Raw genomic sequence first — 25542 nt, forward strand, 5'->3', positions numbered from 1 at the left:
CGTCGAGCCCCTCGCTCGCACACCACCGGTTCCGTTCAGGCTGAGGTATCGAAACCCCTCACGGGCCTTCGATACCTCAGGCCGAACGGTAAACCCGAACAGCCTGAGGCAACTCAGAAAAAGATCAAGCCTGCGCGCGCTTTTGCAGGATTTCGAACGCCGGCAGCGTCTTGCCTTCCAGCACTTCGAGGAAGGCGCCGCCGCCGGTCGAGATGTAGCCGACATCTTTCTCGATGCCGTACTTGGCGATGGCCGCGAGCGTGTCGCCACCGCCGGCGATGCTGAAGGCGCTCGATTCGGCGATGGCGCGGGCCAGCGTCTCGGTGCCGTGGGCGAAGGCGTCTTGCTCGAACACGCCGACGGGACCGTTCCAGACGATGGTGCCAGCCGACTTGAGTTGCGTTGCCAATCGAGCAGCCGTCTTGGGGCCGATGTCGAGGATCATGTCATTCGCACCGACGTCCGCAACGGCTTTGATGACCGGCGCCGCCTTCGACAGGAACTCCCCGAACCGATCGGGTGCGAACCATTCGGGGACATCGGCGCAAACCACGTCCTCGGGAATGGGCACCGCCGCACCACGCGCCTTCATGCCCTCGATCACGGCCTTGGCTTCGTTCACCAAGTCGGGCTCGGCCAGCGACTTGCCGATGGGCAGGCCCGCAGCCAGCAAGAAGGTGTTGGCGATGCCGCCGCCGACGATCAGGCCATCGACCTTCTCGGACAGCGCCTTCAGGATGGTCAGCTTGGTGCTCACCTTGCTGCCGGCCACGATGGCCACCAGCGGGCGCTTCGGGCTGGCCAGCGCCTTCGTGACGGCGTCGATCTCGGCCGCCAACAGCGGGCCGGCGCAGGCGATGGGCGCGAACTGCGCGATGCCGTAGGTCGATGCCTCGGCGCGGTGCGCGGTGCCGAAGGCGTCGTGCACGAAGATGTCGCACAGCGCGGCCATCTTCTTGCTGAGTTCTTCGCTGTTCTTCTTCTCGCCGTTGTTGACGCGCACGTTTTCGAGCAACACGACTTGGCCGGGCGCGACCTTGACACCGTCGGTCCAGTGGGCGACCACCGGCACCTCGCGTCCCAGCAACTCGCCCAGGCGCTTGGCGACCGGCGCCAGCGAGTCCTCGGGCTTGAACTCGCCTTCGGTCGGGCGGCCCAGGTGCGAGGTGACCATCACCGCCGCACCGGCCTTCAAGGCGAGCTCGATGCAGGGCACCGAGGCGCGCACGCGCGTGTCTTCGGTGATGCGGCCGGCGTCGTCGAGCGGCACGTTGAGGTCGGCGCGGATGAACACGCGTTTGCCGTTGGCGCGGCCTTGGGCCACCAGGTCTTCGAAGCGGAGGACGTTCATGGGAGGGTCTGCAAGAGGGTCGAGGAAAGCCGGAAAAATCCCACCGATTCTAGGAGCCCGCTCACCAGCCGAGCAGCAACTTCATGGGCACCAGCACCGCCATGCCAGTGACGATGGTGCCGAGCAGCCCGCGCCGCCAGACGTAGTAGGCCGTCGCGGCGGCCACGGCGAAGAGCCGCGCGTCGCGCCAAGTGGTGATCAGCACGCCCTCGCTCATCAGCACCTCGGGCGCCACCACGGCGGCCAGGGCTGCAAGCGGCGCAAAACGCAGGCCCCGCTGCACCCATCCGGGCAGCACCCATTCGCGGTCCGAGAACAAAAAGAAGCCGCGCGTCACGACCGAAATCACGGCCAGGCCGCAAATGGTGAGAAAGGCGTCGAGGGTGCTCATCGCGCGCCCCCGCGCCCGGCGCGCTCGAACAGCAGCCCGGCCGAAACCGCCGCGGCGATCGCCACCACGATGTGCAGCTTCAGCGGCAGTGCGAACGCCGCCACGGCCGCCCCGCCCGCCACCACCGCGGACAAGGCGGTCGCCCGGTCGCGCACCATCGAATACGTCAGGCCCAGCAACGCCAGCACGCCGGCAAAGCCCAGGCCCCAGTGCGTGGGGATCACGTCCGCGAGCACGATGCCCGCCAGCGCCGGCACCTGCCAGCACAGCCAGTTGGCCGTGGTCGCGCCCGCGAAGTACTCGGCCTGCGGCCCTTCGGGTTCAGGCAGCGGAAAGCGCTTCATGAACATCACGTAGGTCAGGTCGGCTGCGAAATAGCCGCACAGCAGTCGCCAGCGGCGCGGCAGGTGCATGAGGTAAGGCCGCCACTGGGCGCTGAAGATCACGAAGCGCAGGTTCACGCAAAACGCCGTGGCCCAGATCACCCACATCGGCGCGCCCACGGCCATCAGCGGCACGGCCGCCAGCTGCGCGCTGCCGGCAAAGACGGTGAAGCTCATCAACAGCGCCAGCGGCAGCGAGAGCCCGCCCTTGACCATCGCCACGCCCGTCACGAGCCCCCAGGCCGAAATGCCTGGCATCACCCACACCATCTCTTTCGCGCCCCGACGAAATTCGGGGTGGCGAAGCAGGGCGCGAAGCGGCGACGGCATGGCGGGGGGGTGGATGGAGCGCCGCGAGCGGGCGGCAGCGCGAAGGGCCCGGCGGGCCCGGGCCTCATTGGTCGGCGGACTTTCTCGCCGGTTTGGTGTCGGCCTTGTCCACCACGACGGCCTCGCTCTTGTCCAGGCCCTTGTCGTCCTCGGCTTTGCTGTCGGACTTGGCCTCGGCCGATTTGCTCTCGCCCTTGGCCGCGCCCGGACCCAGTTGTGGGGGCACGGGGTCGAGCTTGTTCTCGCGCATGTAGTCGTTCATGTCGCGCCAACCCGCAAAGACCGCCGCTTTGTCGGCCTTCTTGTTGAGCGAGTAGCAGTCTTCGATGGCGCGGTTGGCGTGGCGGCAGGCGCCACCGATGGCGCGGCCTTCGGCGTCGCGCTGGGCGGCCACCTTGTCGGCCGATTCCATGCCCAGCATGTCGCACCCGGCAAGTCCGGTACAGGCGACAAAGGCAGCGGCGACGAGGGCAAAGCGAGGCATGGCGAGGGCGCGTGGTGTCTGCATGGTTATCGGCAGTGAGCGCCTGCCCTTGAGGCAGGTGGCCTGTTGGCTGTGCCGCGTGAGCAGCACAGCCGCAGAGGTTAGCGCATCGCCAGCAGCCGTTGCACCCGTTCTTCGGTCGAGGGGTGGGTGGAGAACAGACCGCGCAGGCCACCGGCCGACAGCGGATTCATGATCATCATCTGCGCTGTCTCGGGGTGGCGCTCGGCGGCCTCCATCGGCACGCCGCCTTGCGCGTAGCGCTGGATCTTCTGCAGCGCGCTGGCCAGGGCCTGCGGGTCGCCCGAGATTTCGGCGCCGCCGCGGTCGGCCTCGAATTCGCGGGCACGGCTGATTGCCATCTGGATCAGGCTGGCCGCCAGCGGCGCCAGGATCATCACCAGGATGCTCACGATGGGGTTGTGCGGCCGGCCTTCGCTGTCGCGCCCGCCAAAGAACATGGCGAAGTTCGCCAGCATCGAGATCGCGCCGGCCATGGTCGCGCTGATGGTGCTGATCAAGATGTCGCGGTGCTTCACGTGCGCGAGCTCGTGCGCCATCACGCCGCGCAGTTCGCGCTCATTGAGCACGCGCAAGATGCCGGTGGTCGCCGCGACCGCCGCATGCTCGGGGTTGCGGCCGGTGGCGAACGCGTTGGGCGCGTTCTCGTTGATCAGGTACACGCGCGGCATCGGCAGCTGCGCGCGTTCGGCCAACTCACGCACCATGCGATAGAACTGCGGCGCCGAGGACTCATCGACCTCTTGCGCGTTGTACATCTTCAGCACCATCTTGTCCGAGAACCAGTAGCTGAAGAAATTCATGCCGACGGCCACGGCCAGCGCCAGCATCATCCCCGATCGGCCACCGAGCATGGCGCCGATCGCCATGAACAGCGCGGTGATGGCCGCCATCAAGATGGTCGTCTTCATCAGATTGAACATGTGGTCGATCCCCCGGTAATTGGACGAAGCCTCAGATGCGGCCGGGCGGGCGGAGTTCAATCGCGCAGCGCCGCCTCGAAACACTGGCCGGGCCACTCGGCCGCCGAAGCCGCGAACTGCCGCACCGGCAAGCGCTTGCCACCCGGGCGCTGGCATTCGGTGAGGCGCAAGGCGCCCTGCCCGCAAGCCACGACGATGCCGTCGGGCGACACCTGCAACACCTGGCCCGGTGCGCCGCTCGCCGCGGCCCGCTCGGCGCGCCAGAGCTTGACCGTCTCGCCGCCGATGACGCCCGTCGCGCCCGGGAAGGGGTCGAAGGCGCGGATGCGGCGCTCGATCACGTCCGCAGACAAGGCCCAGTCGATGGCCGCTTCGCGTTTCTCGATCTTGTGCGCATAGGTCACGCCTTCGGCCGGCTGTGGCGTGCGGGTGAGGCCGCCGTGGGCGATGGACCTCAGCGCCTCGACGATCAGGCGCCCGCCCAGGTCGGCCAGCCGGTCGTGCAACTGCGCGGTGCTCTCGGTGGGCGCGATGTCGAGCGCTTCGACGAGCAGCATGTCGCCGGTGTCCAACCCGGCGTCCATCTGCATGATGGTGATGCCAGTGCGCGCATCGCCCGCCTCGATCGCCCGGTGGATCGGCGCCGCCCCGCGCCAACGCGGCAGCAGCGAGGCGTGGATGTTCAGGCAGCCGCGTGGCGGCAGGTCCAGCACCCATTGCGGCAGGATCAGCCCATAGGCCGCCACCACCATCACGTCGGGCCGCGCGGCCAGCAGCGCCTCGCGGGCGGCCTGGGCGTCGTCGGGGTACTTGCCGTCGAGCCGCAGGCTGCGCGGCTGGGCCACCGGCAGGCCGTTTTCGAGCGCGAACGCCTTCACCGGCGAAGGCAGCAGCTTCATGCCGCGCCCGGCCGGGCGGTCGGGCTGGGTCAGCACCAGCGGCACGGTGAATCCGGCCCCGTGCAGTCGGGCCAGCGCGACCTGGGCGAACTCGGGCGTGCCTGCAAAAACGACGCGCATGGCGGTGTCGCCCGCAGGCCCTGCCGCGCTCAACGCTGCATCTCGCGGGCGCGCTTGACCATCTTGGTCTTGATGCGGTCGCGCTTGAGCGGGCTGAGGTACTCGACGAAGACCTTGCCCAGCAGGTGGTCCATCTCGTGCTGGACGCACTTCGAGAGCAGGCCTTCGGCGTCGAACTCGTAGGATTCGCCGTCACGATTGAGTGAGCGAACGCGTACTTTGGCATGCCGCTGAACCTTGTCGTACACCTGCGGCACCGAAAGGCAGCCTTCGTCGCCCAGGGCCATCTCGTCGCTCTTGAACACCAGCTCGGGGTTGATCAGTACCCGCGGCTCGTTGCGCTCTTCAGAGGTGTCGATGACGATCACCCGCTCGTGCACGTCCACCTGCGTGGCGGCCAGGCCCACGCCATCGGCGGCATACATGGTTTCGAGCATGTCGTCCACGAGCTGGCGGATGCGCGCATCGACTTCGGCCACAGGTTTGGCCACGGTATGAAGCCGAGGGTCGGGATAACAAAGAATGTTCAGCTTGGACATGACTTATTTCTCGGGGGCACAGCGGGCATGGCGGCAAGGCCGTTCGGGATTGCCCGAGGCTGTGGACACGACGCAACGCCCGCGCCTGTGATGGCTTTCATCACAAAGGTATCAGCAGGTCACTTTCGTTGCGATATCAAGGGTTTAGGGGCAGAATCTGCGAAATCGATTGAAGATTTTCGCCGATTCGCAGCCGCGATTCTCTGCCGCGTCTGGCGCTTCGGCCCCGCAACCGCAAAGCAGCAATTGTGCTGCGTCCGCGCCCGGAGACCCCGTCCCATGATTCGAAGCAGCCGCACCGCCCCCTTTCCCCGCCGGGCCCTTGTTGGAGCGCTGGCACTCGGTCTGAGTGGTGTGGCCGGATTGGCTTCCGCGGTCAACTTCCCGATCACCGAAAAGCAGCGCGACACCGCGCAGCAGGTGTCGGCCGCGGGCGTGCCACTGTCTGAAATCGCCGACAACGCCCCCGACAGCTACACCGTCAAGCGCGGCGACACGCTGTGGCGCATCTCGGGCATGTTCCTCAAGAGTCCGTGGCGCTGGCCCGAGCTGTGGGGCATGAACCTCGACGACATCCGCAACCCGCACTTGATCTTCCCGGGACAGATCCTGGTGCTCGAGAAGAGCGACGGGCGCGCCCGCCTGAAGGTCGCACAAGGGTTCGAAGGCACACCAGGCGGCACCGTGCGCCTGTCGCCGCGCATCCGCAGCAACATGAGCGCCGATGGCATCCCGTCCATCGACCTGAACCTGATCGAGCCCTTCCTGAACGAAGCGGTGATCTACGAGCAAAACGAGCTCGAATCGGCCCCGCGCATCGTCGCCGCCCAGGAAGGTCGTGTGCTCCTGTCGCGAGGCGACACCGCCTACGTGCGCGGCAACCTGGGCAACAACCGCAGCTTCCGCCTCTTCCGCAACCCGCGCCCGCTGGTCGACCCGACCACCAAGCAGGTGCTGGGCTTCGAAGCCGCCTACCTGGGCACGACGCAGTTCGTGCGCCGGGGCGATGGCACCGGCGCTGCAAACACCAACGACACGGTGCCCGACACCTTCGCGATCACGAGCATCCGACAAGAGGCGATGGTCGGCGACCGCCTCGCGCCGGTGCCCTCGCGCGAGTTCATCAACTATGTGCCGCGCGCGCCCAAGTCGCCCATCGCGGGCCAGATCGTCTCGATCTACGGCGAAGCCATCACCGCCGGGCAGAACCAGATCGTCGCGCTGAACAAGGGCGCCCAGGACGGCCTCGAAACCGGCCACGTGCTGGCGCTGTGGCGCGACGGCCAACGTGTGATCGACCGCACCGACGCCAACCGGCCGACGCTCAAGCTGCCCGACGAGCGCCATGGCCTGCTGTTCGTCTTCCGCGTGTTCAACCGCATGTCTTATGCGCTGATCCTCAACGTGCAAGAGCCCGTGCGCGTCGGCGACCGCTACACGCAGCCGTGACCGGCGTTCGCTGAACGCCCGGCGACCCGCACTCTGCCGCCCTTTCTGTGATCGACCGCGAGGAACTCGCCGCTTGGCTGCGGCTGAGCGAATCCTTGCCCGGCGGCCACCGCGATGCGGCGCGCCGGCTGCTGGCGTCCTTCGGCTCGCCGCAGGCCGTCTTCGATGCGTCATCCACCGCGCGTGAGCAGGTGGTCAGCAGCGCCCTCGCCAAGAAGCTTGCCGACGCGCCCGAGCGCCTGCCCGCACTGACCGAGACCACGCTCGCGTGGCTCGCGACCGCACCCGGTCAGCGCGCCTTCGTCGCCCTCGGTGACCCGCACTACCCCGCCGCGCTGTTGCAGACGGCCGACCCGCCGCTCAGCGTTCTGGCCCAAGGTCGTCTCGAGTTGCTGGCGGCCCCATCGCTGGCCGTTGTCGGCAGCCGCAACCCGACACCGCAGGGCCTCGACAACGCGCGTGCCTTCAGCGCCCACCTGAGCCGCGCCGGCCTCACCATCGTGTCAGGCCTCGCACTGGGCATCGACGGCGCGGCCCACGAAGGCGCACTCGACGGCGCACTCGACGGCGCCGGCAGCACCATCGCCATCGTCGGCACCGGGCTCGATCGCGTCTACCCCAAACGGCACCTGGCCCTGGCCCACCGCATCGCCGAAGAGGGCCTGCTGCTGAGCGAGTACGCGCTTGGTATGCCGCCGCTGCAGCAGAACTTCCCACAGCGCAACCGCCTCATCGCCGGTCTGGCGCGCGGCACGCTGGTGGTCGAAGCGGCGCTGCAATCCGGCTCGCTGATCACGGCGCGCCTCGCGGCTGAGATGGGGCGCGAGGTGTTCGCGATCCCGGGCTCGATCCACGCGCCGCAATCGAAGGGCTGCCACGCGCTGATCAAGCAAGGTGCCAAGCTCGTCGAAACGGCGTCGGACATCCTCGAAGAGTTGCGCTGGGGCAGCACGCCCCCGGCCCAGACCGCCCTGCCGCTGGACATGGACGCCGGTTCGACCAGCGACCACGCCCTCCTGCTCGACGCCCTGGGGCATGACCCGGTGAGCTTGGAGGCGCTGGTCGCTCGCACCGGCGAATCGGCCGCCACGCTCAACATCCGCCTGCTCGAACTGGAGTTGGACGGGCGCGTGGCACGCCTGCCCGGGCAGCTGTTTCAGCGCCGCACGGCCGTTTGAAAATCCGGCCGGCGGCGCACACCGGATCGGGGCTTTTCCACACCCTGCCCGCGAACCCGTGGGGTATAGTGGTTCGCATGTTTGATGTACTTGTCTACCTGTACGAGAACTACTGGCGACCCGACGCCTGCCCCGACCACGCGCAACTGACGCGCAAGCTCTCGGCGGTGGGATTCGAGTCCGATGAGATCGAGGAAGCACTCACTTGGCTGGACGGCTTGGCGAGTTCCGCCGAGTCCTACGCCGGTGAACAACGCCCGGGCAGCATGCGGGTCTATTCGCCGGCTGAGCAAGAGCACCTGGGCATCGACTCGATCAGCTTCGTCAGCTTTCTCGAATCGGCTGGCGTGCTCCCCCCGCCGATGCGCGAGATGGTCGTGGACCGCGCCACTGCCATCCCCGGTGGCCCGGTGGACCTCGAAGACCTGAAGATCATCGTGCTGATGGTGTTCTGGAGCCTCGGCGAAGAGCCCGACGCGTTGATCCTCGACGAGTTGTTCGTCGCCGAAGAAGACCGCGTGATCCAGTAAGCGGAGTCCCCCACCTCGCACCCACAAAAAAGCCGCCTCAGGGCGGCTTTTTGCTTTCGGCCGCGGACACCCGTCAGTTCAGCAGGCGCGTTGGGTCGACATCGAGCTTGGCCAGGGCACTGCGCGTGGCACGCACCGTGAGCGATTCGTCTTGCGCCGGCACCAGCAGGCCGGCCTGAAGGAAGGCCGCCAGGCGGTGCTGCTGAAACAGGATGCCCCGGCCATTCGGCGACACGAACAGCATCAGCTGCTTGCGCATGCCCTGCCACGCCAGTTGCACGGCCTCATTGCGGTTGCGGTAGTCGAGCATGTACCAACCGCCGACATTCAGTTCGCGTGCCCAGGCCAGCATGGCCGGCGTGGGCATCGATCCACCTTCGCCCACCACTTCGAGTTCGGCACTCTCGTGGCCGGACAAGTCCATCACCAGCGACTCGTCAATTTCCATGTCGGCGGTGTCGGGGAGCAGCTCTTCCAAGGTCTCGAGCCGCTGCATCAGCTCTTCGAGCCGCTCGTGCGGGATCGCCGCAGCCTTAGCGGTGAAGGCCGCGGCGAGCGAGTTGTTGAGCTTCTGGATGTGCTCGTCCTGCTTCTCGGTGCTGAGGCCCGCGACGTCCATGCCTTCGCGCAGCGTCTTCAGCAGCGGCGGCAGCCGGCGGATGACCTCGGCGCGCTCTTCGCGCGACACCTTGGCGCTCGCCGACCAGATCAGGTCAGCTGCCGCGCGCTTCATGGCCTTGGTTTCGTCGCTCTGCGGCCCGCCGCCTTTGACGGCCGCCATGGCCATCACGTCCGCCCATACCTGGAACAGGAAGTCGCGCACGCCTTCTTGCACCGGCACCTCGTTGAGCATCTTGCGCAACTCGATCGTGTACTGGATCGCGAGCGTTTCGCGTTGTTCGACCTGCTGGGCGAGCGACACGCCTTTGCGCGTCGCCTCGTTCTCGTTCTTGAAATAGTGCTCCAGGAACTTCTCGAACTCGGTCAACACGGTCTGAAAGACGCGCCGGCCGGTGTCGGGGTAGGCCTCGACCACCTGTACCACCCGCTTGATCTCTTTTTCGAGCGTGTCGCCCACCGCGCGGCTGGTCGAATCGAACCCCATCACGCACGCGCCCATGCGGTCGATCAGGCGACGCGCCGGGTGATCGACGGTGGCGAAGAAATCGGGCTCGCTGACGGCCACGCGCAGCACCGGCATCTGCAGGCGCGCGAACCACACGCGCACCGCGGCCGGGATGCGCTCTTCGGTCAGGATGCTCTGGAACAGCAACGCGACGATCTCGATCGTGGCGCGCTCGACCGGCGAGGTCGCGGCCTTCTTGAGCGCCTGCTTGCGCTGGTGCAGTTCTTCGAGCAGGGCCGGCGTGCTGACCGAGTCACCGCCCGGCTTGCCAGTGCCGGTCACGACCAGGCGCCGCTGAATGCCCTGCTGCGCCTCGGTGATGGCCGCCTTCAGTTCGGCCGATGCCGGCATCGGGGCGGTGCCCGCGAAGCCCGGCAGTTGCCGGCCGATCAAACGGTTGAGCCGGCCCAGCACCGCTTCGGCATGATCGGCCCCGCGGGTGAAGCCCCCGGCGCGTGTCATCAGCCGGGTTTCTTCGCCGACGTTGCGGCTGTTGCCGAAGCCGCTGGTGCCGGTGGCCGCACCGGAACCCGTACCGCCCGCGCCGGGAAGCGCCCCACCCGACGTGCCCAATCCGCCCGGGCCGATGCCGCCCGGCGCCGAGCGGGTGCGCCGAATGAAAGGCCGCAGGTCAATCTCGGGCAACACGTTCTGCTGGATCAACCAGCGGTTCGTCTCGTGGTACGCCTCTTCGGCGAAGTGCGAGAACTCTTCGTGCAGCACCGGCTGCAGCAGCCGCCACCATTCCTGGCTCAGGCCGGCCGTGCGCCAGGCGCTCGTGACGAGGCGCGCCAACACATGCGGGCGCAGCACGTCGTTGGCGTCGAGTTCGCCGCGTTTTTCGAGCGCGGACATGCGCGAACGCAGGTCGGTGAACTCCCACGAGGCGCGGTCCATCATGGACAGCGCCAGGCGCGAACTGAGGATCTCGACTTCGATGGTGTCGTCATCGACCAGCGACATCGCCGGCATGCGCCCCGGCGCGGGCAGGTCTTCGGGCCGGGTGGCCGAGACCGAGCCACTCACCAGCGCCGTGCGCAATGCGTTGACGACCCCTTGCGTCCAGGCCGGTGCGCACTTGCGCAGGTCCATCGCCAACTCGCGGCGCTTGTACTGCAGGGTGTGTTCGGCAGGTTGCGTGAGCAACTGCTTGGCGCCGTCTTCCACAGCCTGCACCACACCCGGCATGCCGTGGAGCAGGCGCTCCACGTAAGACCGGCGCGCTTGGGCGGCCAGGGCCAACGAATCGGCAGCGGTCGCCATGAGGGAAAGGTGCTCGTGTTCGCGCGGTGAGGGGATGGCTTGACTCTACACCACGGCCCCAGCGTTGGGGTCGTCCGGATCGACGTTGTCCTTGGTCGGATTCGACTTCACCAGGTCTTCGCGCTTCACGCCCAGCCACATCGCGATGGCGGCCGCCACGAACACCGACGAATAGATGCCGAACAGGATGCCAATGGTCAGCGCGATCGCGAAATACTTCAGCGTTGGCCCGCCAAACATCAGCATCGACAGCACCATCAGCTGCGTCGAGCCGTGCGTGATGATGGTGCGGCTCATCGTGCTGGTGATCGCGTGGTCGATGGTCTGCGCCGTGTCCATCTTGCGGTACTTGCGGAAAGCTTCACGGATCCGGTCGAAGATCACGACCGATTCGTTGACCGAGTAGCCCAGCACCGCCAGCACCGCCGCCAGCACCGAGAGCGAGAACTCCCACTGGAAGAAGGCAAAGAAGCCCAGGATGATGATCACGTCGTGCAGGTTGGCGACGATGGCCGCGACCGAGAACTTCCACTCGAAGCGGAAGGCCAAGTAGATCATGATGCCGATCACGACGAAGGCCAGCGCCTTGGCACCGTCTTCGGCGAGCTCCTTGCCGACCTGCGGGCCGACGAACTCGTTGCGCTTCTTCTCGATGCGCATCGCGCCGTTGACCGAGCACACCTCGTGGCTGGCCGCGTCGGCCGCCGCCCCCGCCGCAGGGGCGACCACCGAGACCTGGCCGCCCTCGGCCGTGCACAGCGCGCCGAACACGCGCTTGAGCACCTCGTCCTGCTTCACGTCGCCGCGCACCGGCAGTCGGATCAGCACGTCGCGCGAGGTGCCAAAGTTCTGCACCTGCACTTCGCCGAAGCCCAGGCCTTCGACCGTGTGGCGCACCTTGTCGATTTCGGCCGACTGGGCGTACTGCACCTCGATCACCGTGCCGCCGGTGAATTCGATCGACAGGTGCAGGCCGCGGGTGATCAGGAAGAACACCGCCAGCAGGAAGGTCACGAACGAGATGATGTTGAACACCATCGCGTGACGCATGAACGGGATGTCCCGTTTGATTCTGAAAAGCTCCATCTCGATTCCTTGTCGTTCTTGTGCGCGAATCAGGCGCGGGCTTCACCAGCGGGCTCGGCCGCGGGCTTCCAGATCTGCCCGATCGAGACGCTCTTGAGCTTCTTCTGGCGGCCGTACCAGAGGTTCACGAGCGCGCGCGAGAACATCACGGCCGAGAACATCGAGGTCAGGATGCCGATGCAGTGCACGACCGCGAAGCCGCGCACCGGGCCGGAGCCGAAGGCCAGCAGGGCGATGCCGGCGATCAAGGTGGTGATGTTCGAGTCGAGGATGGTGGCAAACGCGCGCTCGTAGCCGGCGTTGATCGCCGTGTGCGGCGCCGCACCGTTGCGCAGCTCTTCACGCACCCGCTCGTTGATCAGCACGTTGGCGTCGATGGCCATGCCCAGCGTCAGCGCAATGGCGGCCATGCCGGGCAGCGTCAGCGTGGCCTGAAGCAGCGACAGCACCGCCACCAGCAGCAGCAGGTTGAACGCCAGCGCCAGCGACGAGAACAGGCCAAACAACAGGTAGTAGATGCACATGAACGCGGCCACCGCCAGGAAGCCGTACAGCACGCTGTTCAGGCCCTTGGAGATGTTGTCGGCGCCGAGGCTCGGGCCGACGGTGCGCTCTTCGATGATCTCCATCGGTGCGGCCAGCGAACCGGCGCGCAGCAGCAGCGCGGTGTCGTTGGCCTCGGACGTGGTCATCGCGCCCGAGATCTGCACGCGCCCGCCGCCGATTTCGCTGCGTACCACCGGCGCAGTCACGACCTCGCCCTTGCCCTTTTCGAACAGGATGATGGCTATGCGCTTGCCAATGTTTTCGCGCGTGACGTCCTTGAAGATGCGCGCGCCCTTGGCGTCGAGCGTGAGCTGCACCTCGGGCTCTTGCGTCTGCTGGTCGAAGCCCGATTGCGCGTTGACCAGGTTCTCGCCGGTCAGGATGACCTGGCGCTTGACGATGATGGGGCGGCCATCGCGTTCGGCGTAGCGCTCGGTGCCGAAGGGCACGGGGCCCGAGCCCGACACCGCGGCGTTCGCTTCGGCGCTGTCATCCACCAGGCGCACTTCGAGCGTGGCGGTGCGGCCGAGGATGTCTTTCGCCTTCGCGGTGTCTTGCACCCCCGGCAGTTGCACGACCACGCGGTCGATGCCCTGGCGCTGGATCACCGGCTCGGCCACGCCGAGTTCGTTGACGCGGTTGTGCAGCGTGGTCATGTTCTGCGTGATCGCCGTGTCCTGCACCTTCAGCGCGGCGTCGGGTTTGAGCACGCCGCGCAGCTTGAAGTCAGTGCCCTCGGGCGTTTCGGTCCACAGCATGTCGGGCAATTCGCTCGACAGCAGGTTGACCGCTGCGCGCAGCGTCTGCGCGTCGCGGAAGCGCACGTCGACCGCATTGCCATCGCGCGACACGCCGGCATGGCGCAGGTTTTTGTCACGCAGCAGCGTGCGGATGTCGCCGGCCGTGGAGTCGATGCGCCGCGTGATCGCAGCCTTCATGTCCACCTGCATCAGGAAGTGCACACCGCCGCGCAGGTCGAGACCCAGGTACATGGGCAGGGCGTTGATGGCGGTGAGCCAGCGAGGCGAGCGCGACAGCAGGTTCAGCGCCACGATGTATTGCGGCTCGTTGGCGTTCGGGTTGAGCGCCTTGCTGATCGCGTCCTTGGCCTTCAACTGCGTCTCGGGGTCGCCGAAACGCGCGCGCACCGAGTTGCCGTCGAACTCGACGAAGTCGAACGGGATGCTGTTCTGCTTGAGCGCGCTTTCGACGCGAGGCACCAGGGCGCCATCGACCTTCATCGTGGCCTTGCCGCTGCTGATTTGCACGGCGGGGGCTTCGCCGAAGAAGTTCGGCAAGGTGTAGAGCAGGCCGAACAGCAGCGCGATCGCGAGGATCGTGTACTTCCACCAGGGGTAGCGATTCATGAGACCTCTTTCGCGGGCCCGGCCCGACGCATCTCGAAGGGTTGGAAGGCGGGACGGCTTACTTCAGCGTGCCCTTGGGCAGCACCTGCACGATGGCCGTGCGCTGCACCTGCATCTCGACGCCGTTGGCGACCTCGAGGTGGACAAAGGTTTCGCCCAGCTTGGCGACCTTGCCCAGCACGCCGCCTGAGGTGACGACTTCGTCGCCCTTGGCCAACGCGTCGATCATGGCCTTGTGTTCTTTCTGACGCTTCATCTGCGGACGAATCATCACGAAGTACATGACGACGAACAGGCCGCCGAAGATGAACAACTGCTCGATGCCGAGGCCGGACCCACCGGTGGCGGCCGGCGCGGCCTGGGCGAATGCTTCTGAGATGAACACGGAAAATCCTTGCGTGGAGCGGTGAAGCGGGGCCGCGCGCAAAGGCCCGGCCCGCAGGGGGAAAGCCAGGAATTATGCCCGCCAGGCGTGTCCGGGCGAACCCGTAGCGGCAGGCCGCGCGCGGGTGTCGCAGGGATACTTCGGCGGATGAAAGTTCCCTTCCCGACCCCCGCGTTTTCCCTCGCCGCGCACGACGGCCACCGCATCAACGTGCAGGCTTGGCCGAGCACCACGCCACCGCGCACGGTGGTGCAGATTGCTCACGGCATGGGCGAGCACGCCGCTCGGTACGACCCGGTGGCCAGGGCCCTCGCCGCCGCCGGTCACACCGTCTACGCGAACGACCACCGCGGCCACGGCGCCGCCGCCGCCCAGGCCGGCCAGCTGGGCGACTTCGGCAGCGCAGGTTTCGCCGCGCTGAGCGAGGACATGGCCGCGCTCGCGCGCCATCTGCGCGAGCAGCACCCCCGTGTGCCGCTCGTGCTGCTGGGGCACAGCATGGGTTCGTTCGCCGCCCAGCAGTTCGCCCTCACGCACGGCGCACTCATCGACGGCTTGGTGCTCAGCGGCAGCGCGGCGCTCGACCTGCGCATCCAGGCCGCGATGCACGACCCCGCGGTGCGCCAGGCGAACGCGGCCTTCGAGCCGGCCCGCACGCCCTTCGACTGGCTGAGCCGCGACACGGCCCAGGTGGATGCCTACATCGCCGACCCGCTGTGCGGCTTCGAACTCAACACCGCTTCGATGCGCTCACTCGGTGCCAGCGCGCGGCTGCTCGCCGATGCGGACGCGCTGAAGCAGGTGCCGAGCGGCCTGCCGGTGTGGCTGGTCACCGGCGACCAGGACCCGATCAACGGCCACTTGAAGTGGTTTGGCGCCCTGGCCGAACGCTACCGCGCGGCCAGCCTGGTGGACGTGACCGAGACCGTCTACCCGGGTGCACGGCACGAGGTGCTGAACGAAACGAACCGCGAGCAGGTCATCGGCGACCTGCTCGCGTGGCTGGCCCAGCGCTTCGTGCGCTGAGGGGATCCGGCGCGTCTCGGCGGGGTTGTCGGTGGTGGGGGGCGGTTTCTTTACCGCCAAGACGCCAAGAACGCCAAGGTCGCCAAGAAAGAATTCAAAGACGGAAGGGCCTGGGCTCTTTTCTTGCCCGGCGCCCTTCTCTTGCGTGGCTCCGCTCTTGGCTTTCTTCGCTGGGGATCCCTTCCCTTGCTTTTCTTCGCGTCCTTGGCGTTCTTGGCGTCTTGGCGGTGAAAAGACCGAGCCCCACCACCCCGTCCCTCCAACCCACAAAAAATCAGACCGACCGCATCGCCAAGCCGATCTCGTTGCGGCCCTGGGCCATGCCGGCCTCGGGCACGATCTCGTTGTTGTCGCGGTCCGAGATGGCTTCGAACTGCGCAGCCACCTGCTCAGGCGCATCGGGTGCGATGCCGATGTGCACCCCACCGGTCATCGTGACGTAGGCGCGCTCGAAGGTGCCGGCGCCGGCGCACAGGATGGTGCGCGTCGGCGCGTCTTCGCTCACGAGGTACAGCAGCCCCGGCGTCACCGCCTCGGGCTTGAGTTTTTCGAGCATCGCCGGCGGCATCAGGCCTTCGGTCATCGCGGTGGCGGCGGTGGGCGCGAGGCAGTTGACGCGCACGTTGTCTTTCGCGCCTTCGAGCGACAGCGTCTGCATCAGGCCGACCACCGCCATCTTGGCCGCGCCGTAGTTCGACTGGCCGAAGTTGCCGAATAGACCCGAGGACGAGGTCGTCATCACGATGCGGCCGTAGCCCTGTGCGCGCATCAGGTCCCACACGGCCTTGGTGCAGTACACCGAGCCCATCAGGTGCACATCGACGATGAGGCGGAAGTCCGCCATGTCCATCTTCGAGAAGCTCTTGTCGCGCAGGATGCCCGCGTTGTTGACGAGGATGTCCACGCGGCCCCAGGTGTCCACCACCTGCTTGACCATGGCCTGCACCGCCTCGAAGTCGCTCACCGAGCTGCGGATGGCGAGCGCCTCGCCGCCGGCGGCCTTGATCTCGTCGGCGACCTTGTCGGCGCCTTCGCCCAGGTCGTTGACCACCACCTTCGCGCCGCGCGCGCCGAGTGCCAGTGCGTGCTGGCGACCCAGGCCGCCGCCTGCGCCGGTGACGAGGGCGACCTTGCCGTCAAAACGAATGCTGCTCATGGAAATCTCACCTGCTGTTGCCGTGTTGTGATGCCCGCCGGCGACCTGCCCGCGAGCGCGGCCGCCACTGTGCCAGAAGCCGATGTCGCCAACGTGCTGGGCCGCGCGCCGGCGCTGGTCGAAAATCACGGCCCGCTGCGGCCCCGGGCCGCCCGCCCCCTACAACTCATCGAAGAGGAACACCATGTCTTTGTTCTCGCTGGCCGGCAAAGTGGCCGTCATCACGGGTTCGTCGCGCGGCATCGGCAAGGCGATCGCCGAGCGCATGGCCGAACAAGGCGCCAAGGTCGTGATCTCGTCGCGCAAGCCCGAACCCTGCGCCGAAGTGGCCGCCGCCATCAACGCGCAGCACGGCGCGGGCACGGCGATCTCGATCCCGGCCAACATCTCGTCGAAGGACGACCTGAAGCACCTGGTCGATGAAACCACCCGCCAGCTCGGCAAGATCGACATCGTCGTGTGCAACGCCGCGAGCAACCCGTACTACGGGCCGATGGCCGGCATCGAAGACGACCAGTTCCGCAAGATCCTCGAGAACAACGTCATCGCCAACCACTGGCTCATCAGCTTCGTGACGCCGCAGATGGTCGAGCGCAAAGACGGCGCCATCGTCATCGTCTCGTCGATCGGCGGCCTGCGCGGCTCGCCGGTGATCGGCGCGTACAACATCTCGAAGGCGGCCGACTTCCAGCTCGCGCGCAACCTCGCGGTCGAACTGGGCCCGAACAACATCCGCGTCAACTGCATCGCGCCGGGGCTGGTCAAGACCGACTTCGCCAAGGCGCTGTGGGACAACCCCGAGACGCTGAAGCGCTCGACCTCGACCACGCCGCTGCGCCGCATCGGCGAGCCCGACGAGATCGCCGGCGCGGCGGTCTTCCTCGCGTCGGCCGCTGGTTCGTTCATGACCGGCCAGACCATCGTGGTGGACGGCGGCGCCACGATCTGACGAGGGCGAAGATTTCGTCGCACCGACGCCCCAGCTCAACGCCAACCTGCGGGTTGGCGTTTTTCATGGGGCGGCCCGTCACGCCCCACGCCTACACTGCCCCGCGCTTCGTCGCACACGACCACAACGAGGGGACACGATGGCCTGGTTTCCGCAGCAAGCCCTGAACGAAGGCGTGAAGAAACGCGAGGTGTTCGGCTGGGCGATGTACGACTTTGCCAACTCGGGCTACACGACGGTGGTGCTCACGGCCGTGTTCAACGCCTACTTCGTGGGCGTGGTGGCGCAAGGCGCGAGCTGGGCCACGATGGCGTGGACGCTCACGCTCGCCGTCAGCAGCCTGATCGTGATGCTGACCTCGCCCGCGCTCGGCGCCTTCGCCGACCTGCGTGCGGCCAAGAAGCGCTTGCTGGCGCTGACCACCACGGCCTGTGTCGTCGGCACCTGCGCGCTGGCCTTCGCCGGGCCCGGGCAGTTGTGGCTGGCGGTGGCGGCGATGCTGGTGTCCAACGTGGCCTATGCCTACGGCGAGTCCTTGATCGCCGCCTTCTTGCCCGAGATCGCCAAGGTCGAGTCCTACGGCCGCGTGTCGGGCTGGGGCTGGAGCCTCGGCTACCTGGGCGGCATGCTGGCGCTGGGCCTGTGCCTGGCCTATGTGCTGGCGGCGCAGGCGCGCGGTGAGCCGGCGACCTCGTTCGTGCCGGTCACGATGCTCATCACCGCGGCGCTGTACGGTGCGGCCTCGCTGGCCACCTTCGCGCTGCTGAAAGAGCGTGCCGTGCCCATCGCCGCGAACGCGCAAGACGCCGGCCTCGTGGCCGCGCTGCGCCGCCTGGCGACCACGGCCCGCGAGGCGCGGCGCTACCGCGACCTGAGCTGGTTTCTGGCCTGCAACGCCTGCTACCAGGCGGGCATCTCGGTGGTGATCGCGCTGGCCGCCATCTACGCCGAGCAGGCCATGGGCTTCAAGCAGGCCGACACGATGATGCTGGTGTTCCTCGTGAACATCGCGGCCACCGTGGGCGCGTTCTTCTTCGGCTACGGCCAAGACCGGCTCGGCCACAAACGCGCGCTGGCCTTCACGCTGATCGGCTGGGTCGTGATGACGCTGCTGGCCTTTGCCGCGACCTCGCCGCCGCTGTTCTGGGCCGCGGCCGTGGTGGCGGGCCTGTGCATGGGCTCCAGCCAGTCGGCCGGGCGCGCGATGGTGGGCCTGTTCGCCCCCGAGAGCCGCCGCGCCGAGTTCTATGGCTTGTGGACCTTCGCGGTGCGGCTGGCAGCCATCGTGGGGCCGCTGACCTATGGCGTGATCACGCTCGTCACCGCGGGCAACCACCGCGTGGCGATCCTGAGTACGGCGGTGTTCTTCATCGCGGGCCTGCTGTTGCTGCGGCCGATCGACATCGCGCGTGGCGAGCGCGAGGCGGCGGCCGGCTGAACCCGCTCGCGGCTACTTCGCCGGTGCCGGCGCCGAGGCCGCAGCCGCCGGCGGTGCGCCCGAGGGCAGCACCACGTTCACGCGGCGTGGGTTGACGCCGGTGTTCGGGAAGTCTTTCATCGCCGCTTCGAACATCGCGCCCAGCAGCGGCATCGAGCCGGCGCTGTTGCCGTCGTTCGCGGCGCGCGCTTCGTACAGCGGCTGGCCGCTCTGCCGGTCGCGGATCAGCACCACCACCTCGCGCGCGTAGCGCGGCGTGTCGAACTGGAAACTCATGTGCGGGCCCCAGAACGGCCCGCGGTTCCAGCGCGAGTAGTACAGGCCGCCGCGCCACCAGAACGGGTCGTCGTAGAGGCGCTGGTCGATGCGCGTGACGCGCACGCCGACCTGCACGCTGGCGTCGGCCGCCGTGCCCTCGGGCGCGGGGCGAAAGCCGGCTTTCTCAAGGGCCGGCCGGGCCGCGGCCTCGACCTGGTCTTGCTCTTGCGGCCGCGCCTGCTGGGAGGGCAGGCGCTCGAAGGCGTAGGTGCCGGCCTGCCGCTGCGCGGGCCAGGTGGCGAAGGTGGACACATCGCTCTCGACCGTGTTGAGCGCCGCGCAGCCACTCAGCGCGGCGGCGGCCAGCAGGACGGCGATCAAACGGGCAGGCTGGGTGCGCATTCGGGATCTCGGATGAACGACCGTCGGCTGAAGGGTTCAGCGTGTGGACGACCCCGCCATCAGAGCTTCAATTGAATGACCGAGACGTCGGCAGGGCCGGCCGCCCCCTTGGGCGGCGCGCAGACCTCGTCTTCGTCGAAGGCCACGTCGCCAGCGGCATCGGGCACGCCTGTGGCCTGGATCGTCGTGAAGGGGAAGAGGTTCCGGTCCATCAGGTGCGAGGGCACGATGTTGCCCAGCGCCGTGAACATGTTGTCGATGCGGCCGGGGAAGCGCTTGTCCCAATCGCGCAGCATGGCCTTGATCTGCTGGCGCTGGGCGCCCTCTTGGCTGCCGCACAGCGTGCACGGAATGATCGGGTACTGCCGGTGCCGCGCCCACTGCTCGACGTCGGTCTCGGCCACGTAGGCCATCGGGCGGATGACCACGTTCCTGCCGTCGTCGCTGACCAGCTTGGGCGGCATGCCCTTCATCTTGCTGCCGAAGAACATGTTCATGAACAGCGTCTGCAGCATGTCGTCGCGGTGGTGGCCGAGCGCGATCTTGGTCGCGCCCAGTTCGCCCGCCACGCGGTACAGGATGCCCCGGCGCAGCCGCGAGCACAGGCTGCACATGGTCTTGCCCTCGGGGATGAGGCGCTTGACGATGGAGTAGGTGTCCTGGTTTTCGATGTGGAAGGGCACGCCCACCCGGGCCAGGTACTCGGGCAGCACGTGCTCGGGAAAGTCGGGCTGCTTCTGGTCGAGGTTGACCGCGACGAGGTCGAACTTGATCGGTGCGCGCTCGCGCAGGTTCATCAGGATTTCAAGCAGCGTGTAGCTGTCCTTGCCGCCCGACACGCAGACCATGACCTTGTCGCCGTCTTCGATCATGTTGAAGTCGGCGATCGCCTGGCCGACCTGGCGGTGCAGGCGCTTGCTGAGCTTGTTCATCTGGAAGGCGTGCGCCTTCTCGTCGGCGTTCGTCGCAGTCGCTGCCGGCGTGTTGATCACCGCATCCATCAGGGCACCTCTTTCATTCCAAACACTTCACAGCCCACCGCTTCGCAGTCGGGGTAGACATCGGGCTTCTCGGTCGAGACGCGCGCCGCCCGCACGTGCGGGTGCGTGAGCATCAGCGCGAGCACGTCGTCGCACAGCGTCTCTTGCAAATGGATGTGGCCTTGTTTCACGCGCTCGGCGATGGTGCGGCGCATGAAGTCGTAATCGACCACCTCGTGCAGTTCGTCGGCCTTGGGCGTCGAGACCGCCAGCGGGATGAACAGATCGACGTTGATCAGCACGCGCTGCTCGCCGCGCTTTTCGAAGTCGTGCACGCCGATGTTGATCCACACCTCGTAGTCGCGCAAAAAGAGCCGGCGGCAATCCATCAGGCTCGGTTGGGTCAGCAGGGTGTGCATGCGGAAACTTCAAACGTCTTTCGACGGGTTGGCAAGAAACATCACGTCGCGCGGCTGCGCCTGCAGGTGCTGGCCGCCATCGACCAGCAGCGTGGTGCCGGTGATCGCCGGTGACTCGATGAGAAAGCGCACCGCGCGGGCCACGTCATCGGGGGTGGACGAGCGCTTCAGCGGCGTCAACGTGTGCGAAGCCGCGAATTCTCCCTCGCTCATCGCCCCCGACACCAGCGTGACCCCCGGCGCGACGCCGCAGACCCGCACTTCGGGGGCCAGCGCCTGCGCCAGCATCACGGTGGCGGCCTGCAGGGCGGCCTTCGACAGCGTGTACGAGAAGTAATCGGGGTTGGGGTTCCAGAGCTTCTGGTCGATCAGGTTGACGACGCAGCCCTGCGCCTGCCGCGCCCGCACATGCGCGTGCAGCGCCTGCGCCAGCAGCACGGCCGGCGCGGTGTTGGCACGCCAGTGGGCGTCCATCGCGGCGTAGCTGAAGCGCTCGGGGTTGTCGTATTCGAAGGTGGACGCGTTGTTGACCACGGCGTCGAGCCGGCCGAAGGCGGCCAGCACCTGGGGCACGAGCGCGCGGCAGGCGGGCTCGTCGGCCAAGTCGGCCGCGAACACCAGCGCGCGCGCACCGGCGGCACGCGCCTCGCCGGCGGTGGCCTCGGCCTCGTCGCGCGAATGGCGGCAGTGCAGCGCCACGTCGAAGCCCTGCGCCGCGAGGTCGAGCGCCATCGCGCGGCCCAGGCGGCGGGCCGCACCGGTGACGAGCACGACGGGGCGCGGGGGCATCGAGGTCATGGAGGAGGGGTTGACGCAGAAAGGGGTGACGCAGAACCGTGAAGCCGGCAGGCCGCAGGGCGGCGCGGCGACAGGCCCGGCAGTGTATCGGCCACCCCGCCCGCGCCATCGCCCGGGGGCATGCCAGCGCCGTGCCGGTTTTGGCGCGTTCGTTCTATACGCCCCGTGCGCGGCCCGGCAAGCTGCCGCCACGACAAGGAGCCGCCATGAACATCGACGTCAACGGACACACCCACGCGCTGCCGCCCGAGTGGCACGACGACCGCCTCTTGCACGTGCTGCGCGAGCACCTGGGCCTGGTGGGCAGCAAGTTCGGCTGCGGGCTGGGCCAGTGCGGTGCCTGCACGGTGTGGGTGGACGGCCAGGCCACGCGCAGCTGCCTGCTGCCGGTGGCGGCGCTCGGCGGCCGCGCCGTCACCACCATCGAGGGGCTGGCCGGCGCCGACGGGCGCCTGCACCCGGTGCAGCAGGCCTGGGTGGACCACCAGGTGCCGCAGTGCGGCTACTGCCAGGCCGGGCAGGTCATGGGCGCGGCGGCCTTGTTGCGCGCCGACCCCGCCCCCACGCCCGAGGCCATCGACCAGGCGATGAGCGGCCACCTGTGCCGCTGCGGCACGCAGGCGCGGGTCAAGGCAGCCATCGTGTCGGTGGTCCAGGCCCAGAAAGGCGCGGCATGAGCGCGCCGGCCTTGTCACGCCGGGGTTTTCTGCAGGCCAGCGGGGGCGCGCTGACGGTGGCCTTTCTCGCCGGCTGCGCGCTGCCCGTCATCCCCAAGCGCCCCGCGCCGACGCTGGGCGACGCGATGGGCTGGGTGCGCTTCGAACACGGGCGCTTCACGCTGTTCATTCCGCGTGTCGAGATGGGCCAGAACATCGTGACCGCGCTGAAGCAGATCGCCTGTGACGAGCTCGGCGTGCCCTGGGACCGCGTGGACGCCCGGTTGCCCAGCACGCGCGACATCGCCCGCGTGCGCGCCACCGTGGGCAGCGACTCGGTGAAAGATTTCGCCCTGCCGCTGGCCCAGGCCTGCGCGCTGCTGCGCGACGCGCTCGAAGCCGGCGTCTCGCAAGCCGAGTTGAAGGCGCACGAGCGGCCCGCTTCGGCGCTGCGAGCCTTCAGCGGCCGGCCGGGCGCGCACGTCGGCCGCGCCGTGCCCATCGAACAGGGCCTCGACATCGTGCAGGGCCGCCCGCTGTACGTGGCCGATGTGCGCCGGCCGGGCCAGTGCTTCGGCCGCGTGCTGCGCGCGCCGGCCTCGCCCGAGTTGCACGCCACGCTGCATGCGATGGACCAGGCCGCCGCGCGCGCCACCCCGGGCTTCGTGGCCCTGGTGCGCGACCCGCTGCTGCTGCAAGGCCGCAGCGAAGGCCTGGGAATCGTGGCCCGCACGCCGGGTGCGCTCGATCGCATCGAGCAAGCGCTCAACGCGCAGTGGCAGGTCGAGGGCACGCTCGACGCCGACACCGTGCCCGCCTTGATCGACATCGACGGGCACCTCGCACGCAGCGCACGGCTGCCGCACGCGGTGCACGATGAGGCGGCGCCCGAGGGCGCGCGCTGGGACATCGACCTGCGCTTCGACATCCCGCTCGCCGCGCACGCTGCCATCGAGCCCCGCGCGGCGGTGGCCGAGTTCGGCGCCGACGGCCACCTGCAGCTGTGGGTCGGCAACCAGGACGCGTTCTACCAACGCGACGTGATGGCGAAACACTTCGGCCTGCGCGACACGCAGGTCACCGTGCACGCGCAGCGGGTGGGTGGGGCCTTCGGGGGCAAGACGATCTGCACCGTCGAGCTCGAAGCGGCCGTGCTGGCGCGTGCGAGCGGGCAGCCGGTGAAGGTGCAATGGACGCGCGCGCAGGAGTTTCAACAGGGCTTTCACCGCACGCCGTCGAGCCACCGCGTGCGCGTGCGGCTGCACGACGGGCGCGTGCAGCACTGGTGGCACCGCTTCGTCAGCAGCCACATCCTCTTCACCAACGCGGCCATGCCGCCGTGGATGCAACGCGTGGCCGACGTCATCGGCGACAACGGCGTGGCGCGCGGTGCCACCCTGCCCTACCGCGCCGCCACGCGTGACACGCGCTTCGCGCTCGTGCGCCTGCCGGTGTTCACCGGCCCGTGGCGCGGCCTGGGCGCGGGGCCGAACTGCTTCGTGATCGAGTCGGTGATCGACGCGTGCGCACGCCACGCCCGCGCCGACCCGGTGGCCTTTCGGCTGGCGCACATCGACGAGCCACGCCTCGCGCGCGTGCTGACGCGCGTGGCGCAGGTGGCGGGGTGGGGTGCGCCGCGCTCTCCATCAACGTCGCCCGCCCTGCGCCGAGGCCGGGGCGTCGCCTGCGGCATCTACAAGGGCACGAGCTACGCCGCCGTGGTGGCCGAGGTCGAGGTGTCGGCCGACGGCGAGGTGCGCGTGCGCACGATGTGGTGCGCCCACGATTGCGGCCGTGTCATCCACCCCGGACAGGTGCGCGCGCAGTGCGAAGGCAACCTCGTGTGGGGCCTGGGCATGGTGCTGGTCGAGCAGCTGACCGTGGCCGACCGGCAGGTGGCCGCGGCGAGCTTTGCGGAGTCGCCCATTCCGCGCTTCGACCAGGTGCCGCGATTGGTGGTCGATCTGGTCGATACCGGCGACGCCCCCGGCGGCGCGGGCGAAACCGCCATCGTCGCCGCCAGTGCCGCAATCGCCAACGCCATCTGCGACGCGACCGGCGTGCGCGTGAAGCGCCTGCCGGTGGCGCCCGACACGCTGGCCCTGCGCTGACCCATGGACAGCCTCGACCTGCAGGTGCTGCGCGACGTGCAACGCTGGTGCGCCGACGCGCAGCGCGTGACGCTCTACACCCTGGTGCAGACCTGGGGCAGCGCGCCCCGCACGCCCGGCGCCATGCTGGCCGTGCGCGGCGACGGCCGGGTGAGCGGCTCGGTCTCGGGTGGCTGCGTCGAAGACGAGCTCATCGACCGCACCCGGCGCATGCACACGCCCACGCACCCCGGCCTCGTCACCTACGGCGTCACGCGTGACGAAGCCGCCCGCTTCGGCCTGCCCTGTGGTGGTACGCTGCGCCTGGTCGAAGAGCCGGTGGCCGATGCCCGCTGGGTGGCCGAGGTGCTGGGCCACGTGCAGGCGCGCCGCCTCGTCGCCCGCACGATCGACCTGCGCAGCGGCCGCGTCGAAGTGCGCCCCGCCCCGCGCGACCAAGCGCTGGTGCTCAGCGACACCCAGTTCACCGTGCCCCACGGCCCACGCTGGCGGCTGCTGCTGATCGGCGCCGGCGACGTGGCCCGTGCCGTCGCGCAGATGGCGCAGTTGATCGACTTTCACGTGCTCGTGTGCGACCCGCGCGAGGCCCACGCCACCGACGGCTGGCCGCCCGGCGTGGACCGCCTGCCCGGCATGCCCGACGACGCCGTGCAGGCCCTCGCCCCCGATGCGCGCACCGCCATCGTCGCGCTGACCCACGACCCCAAGCTCGACGATCTGGCCTTGATCGACGCACTGGACTCGCCCGCCTTCTACGTGGGCGCGCTCGGCTCCGTGCGCCACCAGGCGGCCCGCAAGCAGCGCTTGGCGGACCACTTCGGCCTCTCGCCCGAAGCCCTGGCGCGGCTGCACGGGCCGGTGGGGCTGCGGCTGGGCGGCAAGACGCCGGGCGAGATCGCGGTCAGCATCGTGGCCGGGCTGGTGCAAGCGCGGCACCACCCGCTGAGCGGCTGACCCGGCGCAGAACAGAATCGCCCC

Annotated in this window: 25 protein-coding genes; 9 read left to right on the top strand and 16 right to left on the bottom strand. The window is 68.5% G+C overall.

The window, feature by feature from the left end; genetic code table 11:
- Positions 1-124 precede the first annotated feature (124 nt).
- The 7 genes from AC1KAT_RS06845 to def form a co-directional block, all read right to left on the bottom strand.
- Complete coding sequence (locus AC1KAT_RS06845; protein WP_480324081.1) at positions 125-1351, bottom strand: phosphoglycerate kinase; 1227 nt, start codon at positions 1349-1351, stop codon at positions 125-127.
- A 61-nt stretch (positions 1352-1412) separates the two neighbouring features.
- Entirely contained in the window at positions 1413-1742 is a 330-nt protein-coding gene (locus AC1KAT_RS06850; protein ID WP_480324083.1) for an AzlD domain-containing protein, read from the bottom strand.
- Entirely contained in the window at positions 1739-2455 is a 717-nt protein-coding gene (locus tag AC1KAT_RS06855) for an AzlC family ABC transporter permease (protein WP_480324085.1), read from the bottom strand. The genes AC1KAT_RS06850 and AC1KAT_RS06855 overlap by 4 nt, the downstream gene beginning before the upstream one ends.
- Positions 2456-2519: 64 nt before the next feature.
- Complete coding sequence (locus AC1KAT_RS06860) at positions 2520-2939, bottom strand: hypothetical protein (RefSeq protein WP_480324087.1); 420 nt, start codon at positions 2937-2939, stop codon at positions 2520-2522.
- 101 nt (positions 2940-3040) lie between these two features.
- Positions 3041-3883 (bottom strand): zinc metalloprotease HtpX, encoded by an 843-nt coding sequence (gene htpX / locus AC1KAT_RS06865; RefSeq protein WP_480324089.1) that lies wholly within the window; start codon positions 3881-3883, stop codon positions 3041-3043.
- 56 nt (positions 3884-3939) lie between these two features.
- The gene (gene fmt, locus AC1KAT_RS06870; protein WP_480324091.1) at positions 3940-4902 is read right to left on the bottom strand and encodes a methionyl-tRNA formyltransferase; all 963 of its coding nucleotides are present in this window, start codon (positions 4900-4902) and stop codon (positions 3940-3942) included.
- A gap of 29 nt (positions 4903-4931) precedes the next feature.
- Positions 4932-5441 carry a peptide deformylase gene (def, locus tag AC1KAT_RS06875; RefSeq protein WP_480324093.1) on the bottom strand — a complete coding sequence of 170 codons (510 nt, stop codon included), beginning with the start codon at positions 5439-5441 and terminating at the stop codon, positions 4932-4934.
- A 279-nt stretch (positions 5442-5720) separates the two neighbouring features.
- Between def and AC1KAT_RS06880 the strand changes: the two genes are divergently transcribed.
- From AC1KAT_RS06880 to AC1KAT_RS06890, 3 genes are all read left to right on the top strand, one after another.
- Positions 5721-6890 (top strand): LysM peptidoglycan-binding domain-containing protein, encoded by a 1170-nt coding sequence (locus AC1KAT_RS06880; protein ID WP_480324095.1) that lies wholly within the window; start codon positions 5721-5723, stop codon positions 6888-6890.
- Positions 6891-6940: 50 nt separating this feature from the next.
- Positions 6941-8068 carry a DNA-processing protein DprA gene (gene dprA / locus AC1KAT_RS06885; RefSeq protein WP_480324323.1) on the top strand — a complete coding sequence of 376 codons (1128 nt, stop codon included), beginning with the start codon at positions 6941-6943 and terminating at the stop codon, positions 8066-8068.
- Positions 8069-8145: 77 nt separating this feature from the next.
- Entirely contained in the window at positions 8146-8598 is a 453-nt protein-coding gene (locus AC1KAT_RS06890) for a Smg family protein (RefSeq protein WP_480324097.1), read from the top strand.
- 73 nt (positions 8599-8671) lie between these two features.
- On the opposite strand, the gene AC1KAT_RS06895 is transcribed toward AC1KAT_RS06890, so the two are convergent.
- The 4 genes from AC1KAT_RS06895 to yajC are packed head-to-tail and all read right to left on the bottom strand — an operon-like array spanning position 8672 to position 14371.
- Positions 8672-10987, bottom strand: coding sequence for a DUF1631 family protein (locus AC1KAT_RS06895; RefSeq protein WP_480324099.1), 2316 nt, complete (start codon positions 10985-10987; stop codon positions 8672-8674).
- 45 nt (positions 10988-11032) lie between these two features.
- Positions 11033-12073, bottom strand: coding sequence for a protein translocase subunit SecF (secF, locus tag AC1KAT_RS06900; protein ID WP_480324101.1), 1041 nt, complete (start codon positions 12071-12073; stop codon positions 11033-11035).
- 29 nt (positions 12074-12102) lie between these two features.
- Positions 12103-13986, bottom strand: coding sequence for a protein translocase subunit SecD (gene secD / locus AC1KAT_RS06905; RefSeq protein WP_480324103.1), 1884 nt, complete (start codon positions 13984-13986; stop codon positions 12103-12105).
- A gap of 58 nt (positions 13987-14044) precedes the next feature.
- Positions 14045-14371 (bottom strand): preprotein translocase subunit YajC, encoded by a 327-nt coding sequence (yajC, locus tag AC1KAT_RS06910; RefSeq protein WP_480324105.1) that lies wholly within the window; start codon positions 14369-14371, stop codon positions 14045-14047.
- Positions 14372-14518: 147 nt separating this feature from the next.
- Here yajC and AC1KAT_RS06915 point away from each other — a divergent pair, with 147 nt between their 5' ends.
- The gene (locus tag AC1KAT_RS06915; protein WP_480324107.1) at positions 14519-15397 is read left to right on the top strand and encodes an alpha/beta fold hydrolase; all 879 of its coding nucleotides are present in this window, start codon (positions 14519-14521) and stop codon (positions 15395-15397) included.
- A gap of 274 nt (positions 15398-15671) precedes the next feature.
- Here AC1KAT_RS06915 and AC1KAT_RS06920 read toward each other — a convergent pair whose 3' ends face one another.
- Complete coding sequence (locus AC1KAT_RS06920) at positions 15672-16553, bottom strand: SDR family NAD(P)-dependent oxidoreductase (RefSeq protein ID WP_480324109.1); 882 nt, start codon at positions 16551-16553, stop codon at positions 15672-15674.
- 184 nt (positions 16554-16737) lie between these two features.
- Between AC1KAT_RS06920 and AC1KAT_RS06925 the strand changes: the two genes are divergently transcribed.
- Both AC1KAT_RS06925 and AC1KAT_RS06930 read left to right on the top strand, forming a co-directional pair.
- Complete coding sequence (locus tag AC1KAT_RS06925) at positions 16738-17502, top strand: SDR family oxidoreductase (RefSeq protein ID WP_480324111.1); 765 nt, start codon at positions 16738-16740, stop codon at positions 17500-17502.
- 139 nt (positions 17503-17641) lie between these two features.
- A complete protein-coding gene (locus AC1KAT_RS06930) occupies positions 17642-18940 on the top strand; it encodes an MFS transporter (RefSeq protein WP_480324113.1) in 1299 nt (432 codons plus the stop codon).
- Between the two features lie 12 nt (positions 18941-18952).
- On the opposite strand, the gene AC1KAT_RS06935 is transcribed toward AC1KAT_RS06930, so the two are convergent.
- From AC1KAT_RS06935 to AC1KAT_RS06950, 4 genes are read right to left on the bottom strand one after another with little or no spacing between them, the layout of a single operon-like run.
- Complete coding sequence (locus tag AC1KAT_RS06935; RefSeq protein ID WP_480324115.1) at positions 18953-19600, bottom strand: DUF4136 domain-containing protein; 648 nt, start codon at positions 19598-19600, stop codon at positions 18953-18955.
- A gap of 59 nt (positions 19601-19659) precedes the next feature.
- Positions 19660-20601, bottom strand: coding sequence for a tRNA 2-thiocytidine(32) synthetase TtcA (gene ttcA / locus AC1KAT_RS06940; protein WP_480324117.1), 942 nt, complete (start codon positions 20599-20601; stop codon positions 19660-19662).
- Positions 20601-20999: a dihydroneopterin aldolase gene (locus AC1KAT_RS06945; RefSeq protein ID WP_480324119.1), complete on the bottom strand. Its 399-nt coding sequence runs from the start codon at positions 20997-20999 to the stop codon at positions 20601-20603. Before AC1KAT_RS06945 ends, ttcA begins: the two co-directional genes overlap by 1 nt.
- A gap of 9 nt (positions 21000-21008) precedes the next feature.
- Positions 21009-21797 (bottom strand): SDR family oxidoreductase, encoded by a 789-nt coding sequence (locus AC1KAT_RS06950; RefSeq protein ID WP_480324121.1) that lies wholly within the window; start codon positions 21795-21797, stop codon positions 21009-21011.
- A 206-nt stretch (positions 21798-22003) separates the two neighbouring features.
- Between AC1KAT_RS06950 and AC1KAT_RS06955 the strand changes: the two genes are divergently transcribed.
- The 3 genes from AC1KAT_RS06955 to AC1KAT_RS06965 are packed head-to-tail and all read left to right on the top strand — an operon-like array spanning position 22004 to position 25518.
- Positions 22004-22474, top strand: a complete 471-nt coding sequence (locus AC1KAT_RS06955; protein ID WP_480324123.1) for a (2Fe-2S)-binding protein — start codon at positions 22004-22006, stop codon at positions 22472-22474.
- Entirely contained in the window at positions 22471-24564 is a 2094-nt protein-coding gene (locus AC1KAT_RS06960) for a xanthine dehydrogenase family protein molybdopterin-binding subunit (RefSeq protein ID WP_480324125.1), read from the top strand. Before AC1KAT_RS06955 ends, AC1KAT_RS06960 begins: the two co-directional genes overlap by 4 nt.
- Before the next feature lie 3 nt (positions 24565-24567).
- Positions 24568-25518 carry an XdhC family protein gene (locus AC1KAT_RS06965; protein ID WP_480324127.1) on the top strand — a complete coding sequence of 317 codons (951 nt, stop codon included), beginning with the start codon at positions 24568-24570 and terminating at the stop codon, positions 25516-25518.
- The last annotated feature ends 24 nt before the right edge of the window (positions 25519-25542 follow it).

The sequence above is a fragment of the Piscinibacter sp. PDB5-1 genome, assembly GCF_056676035.1.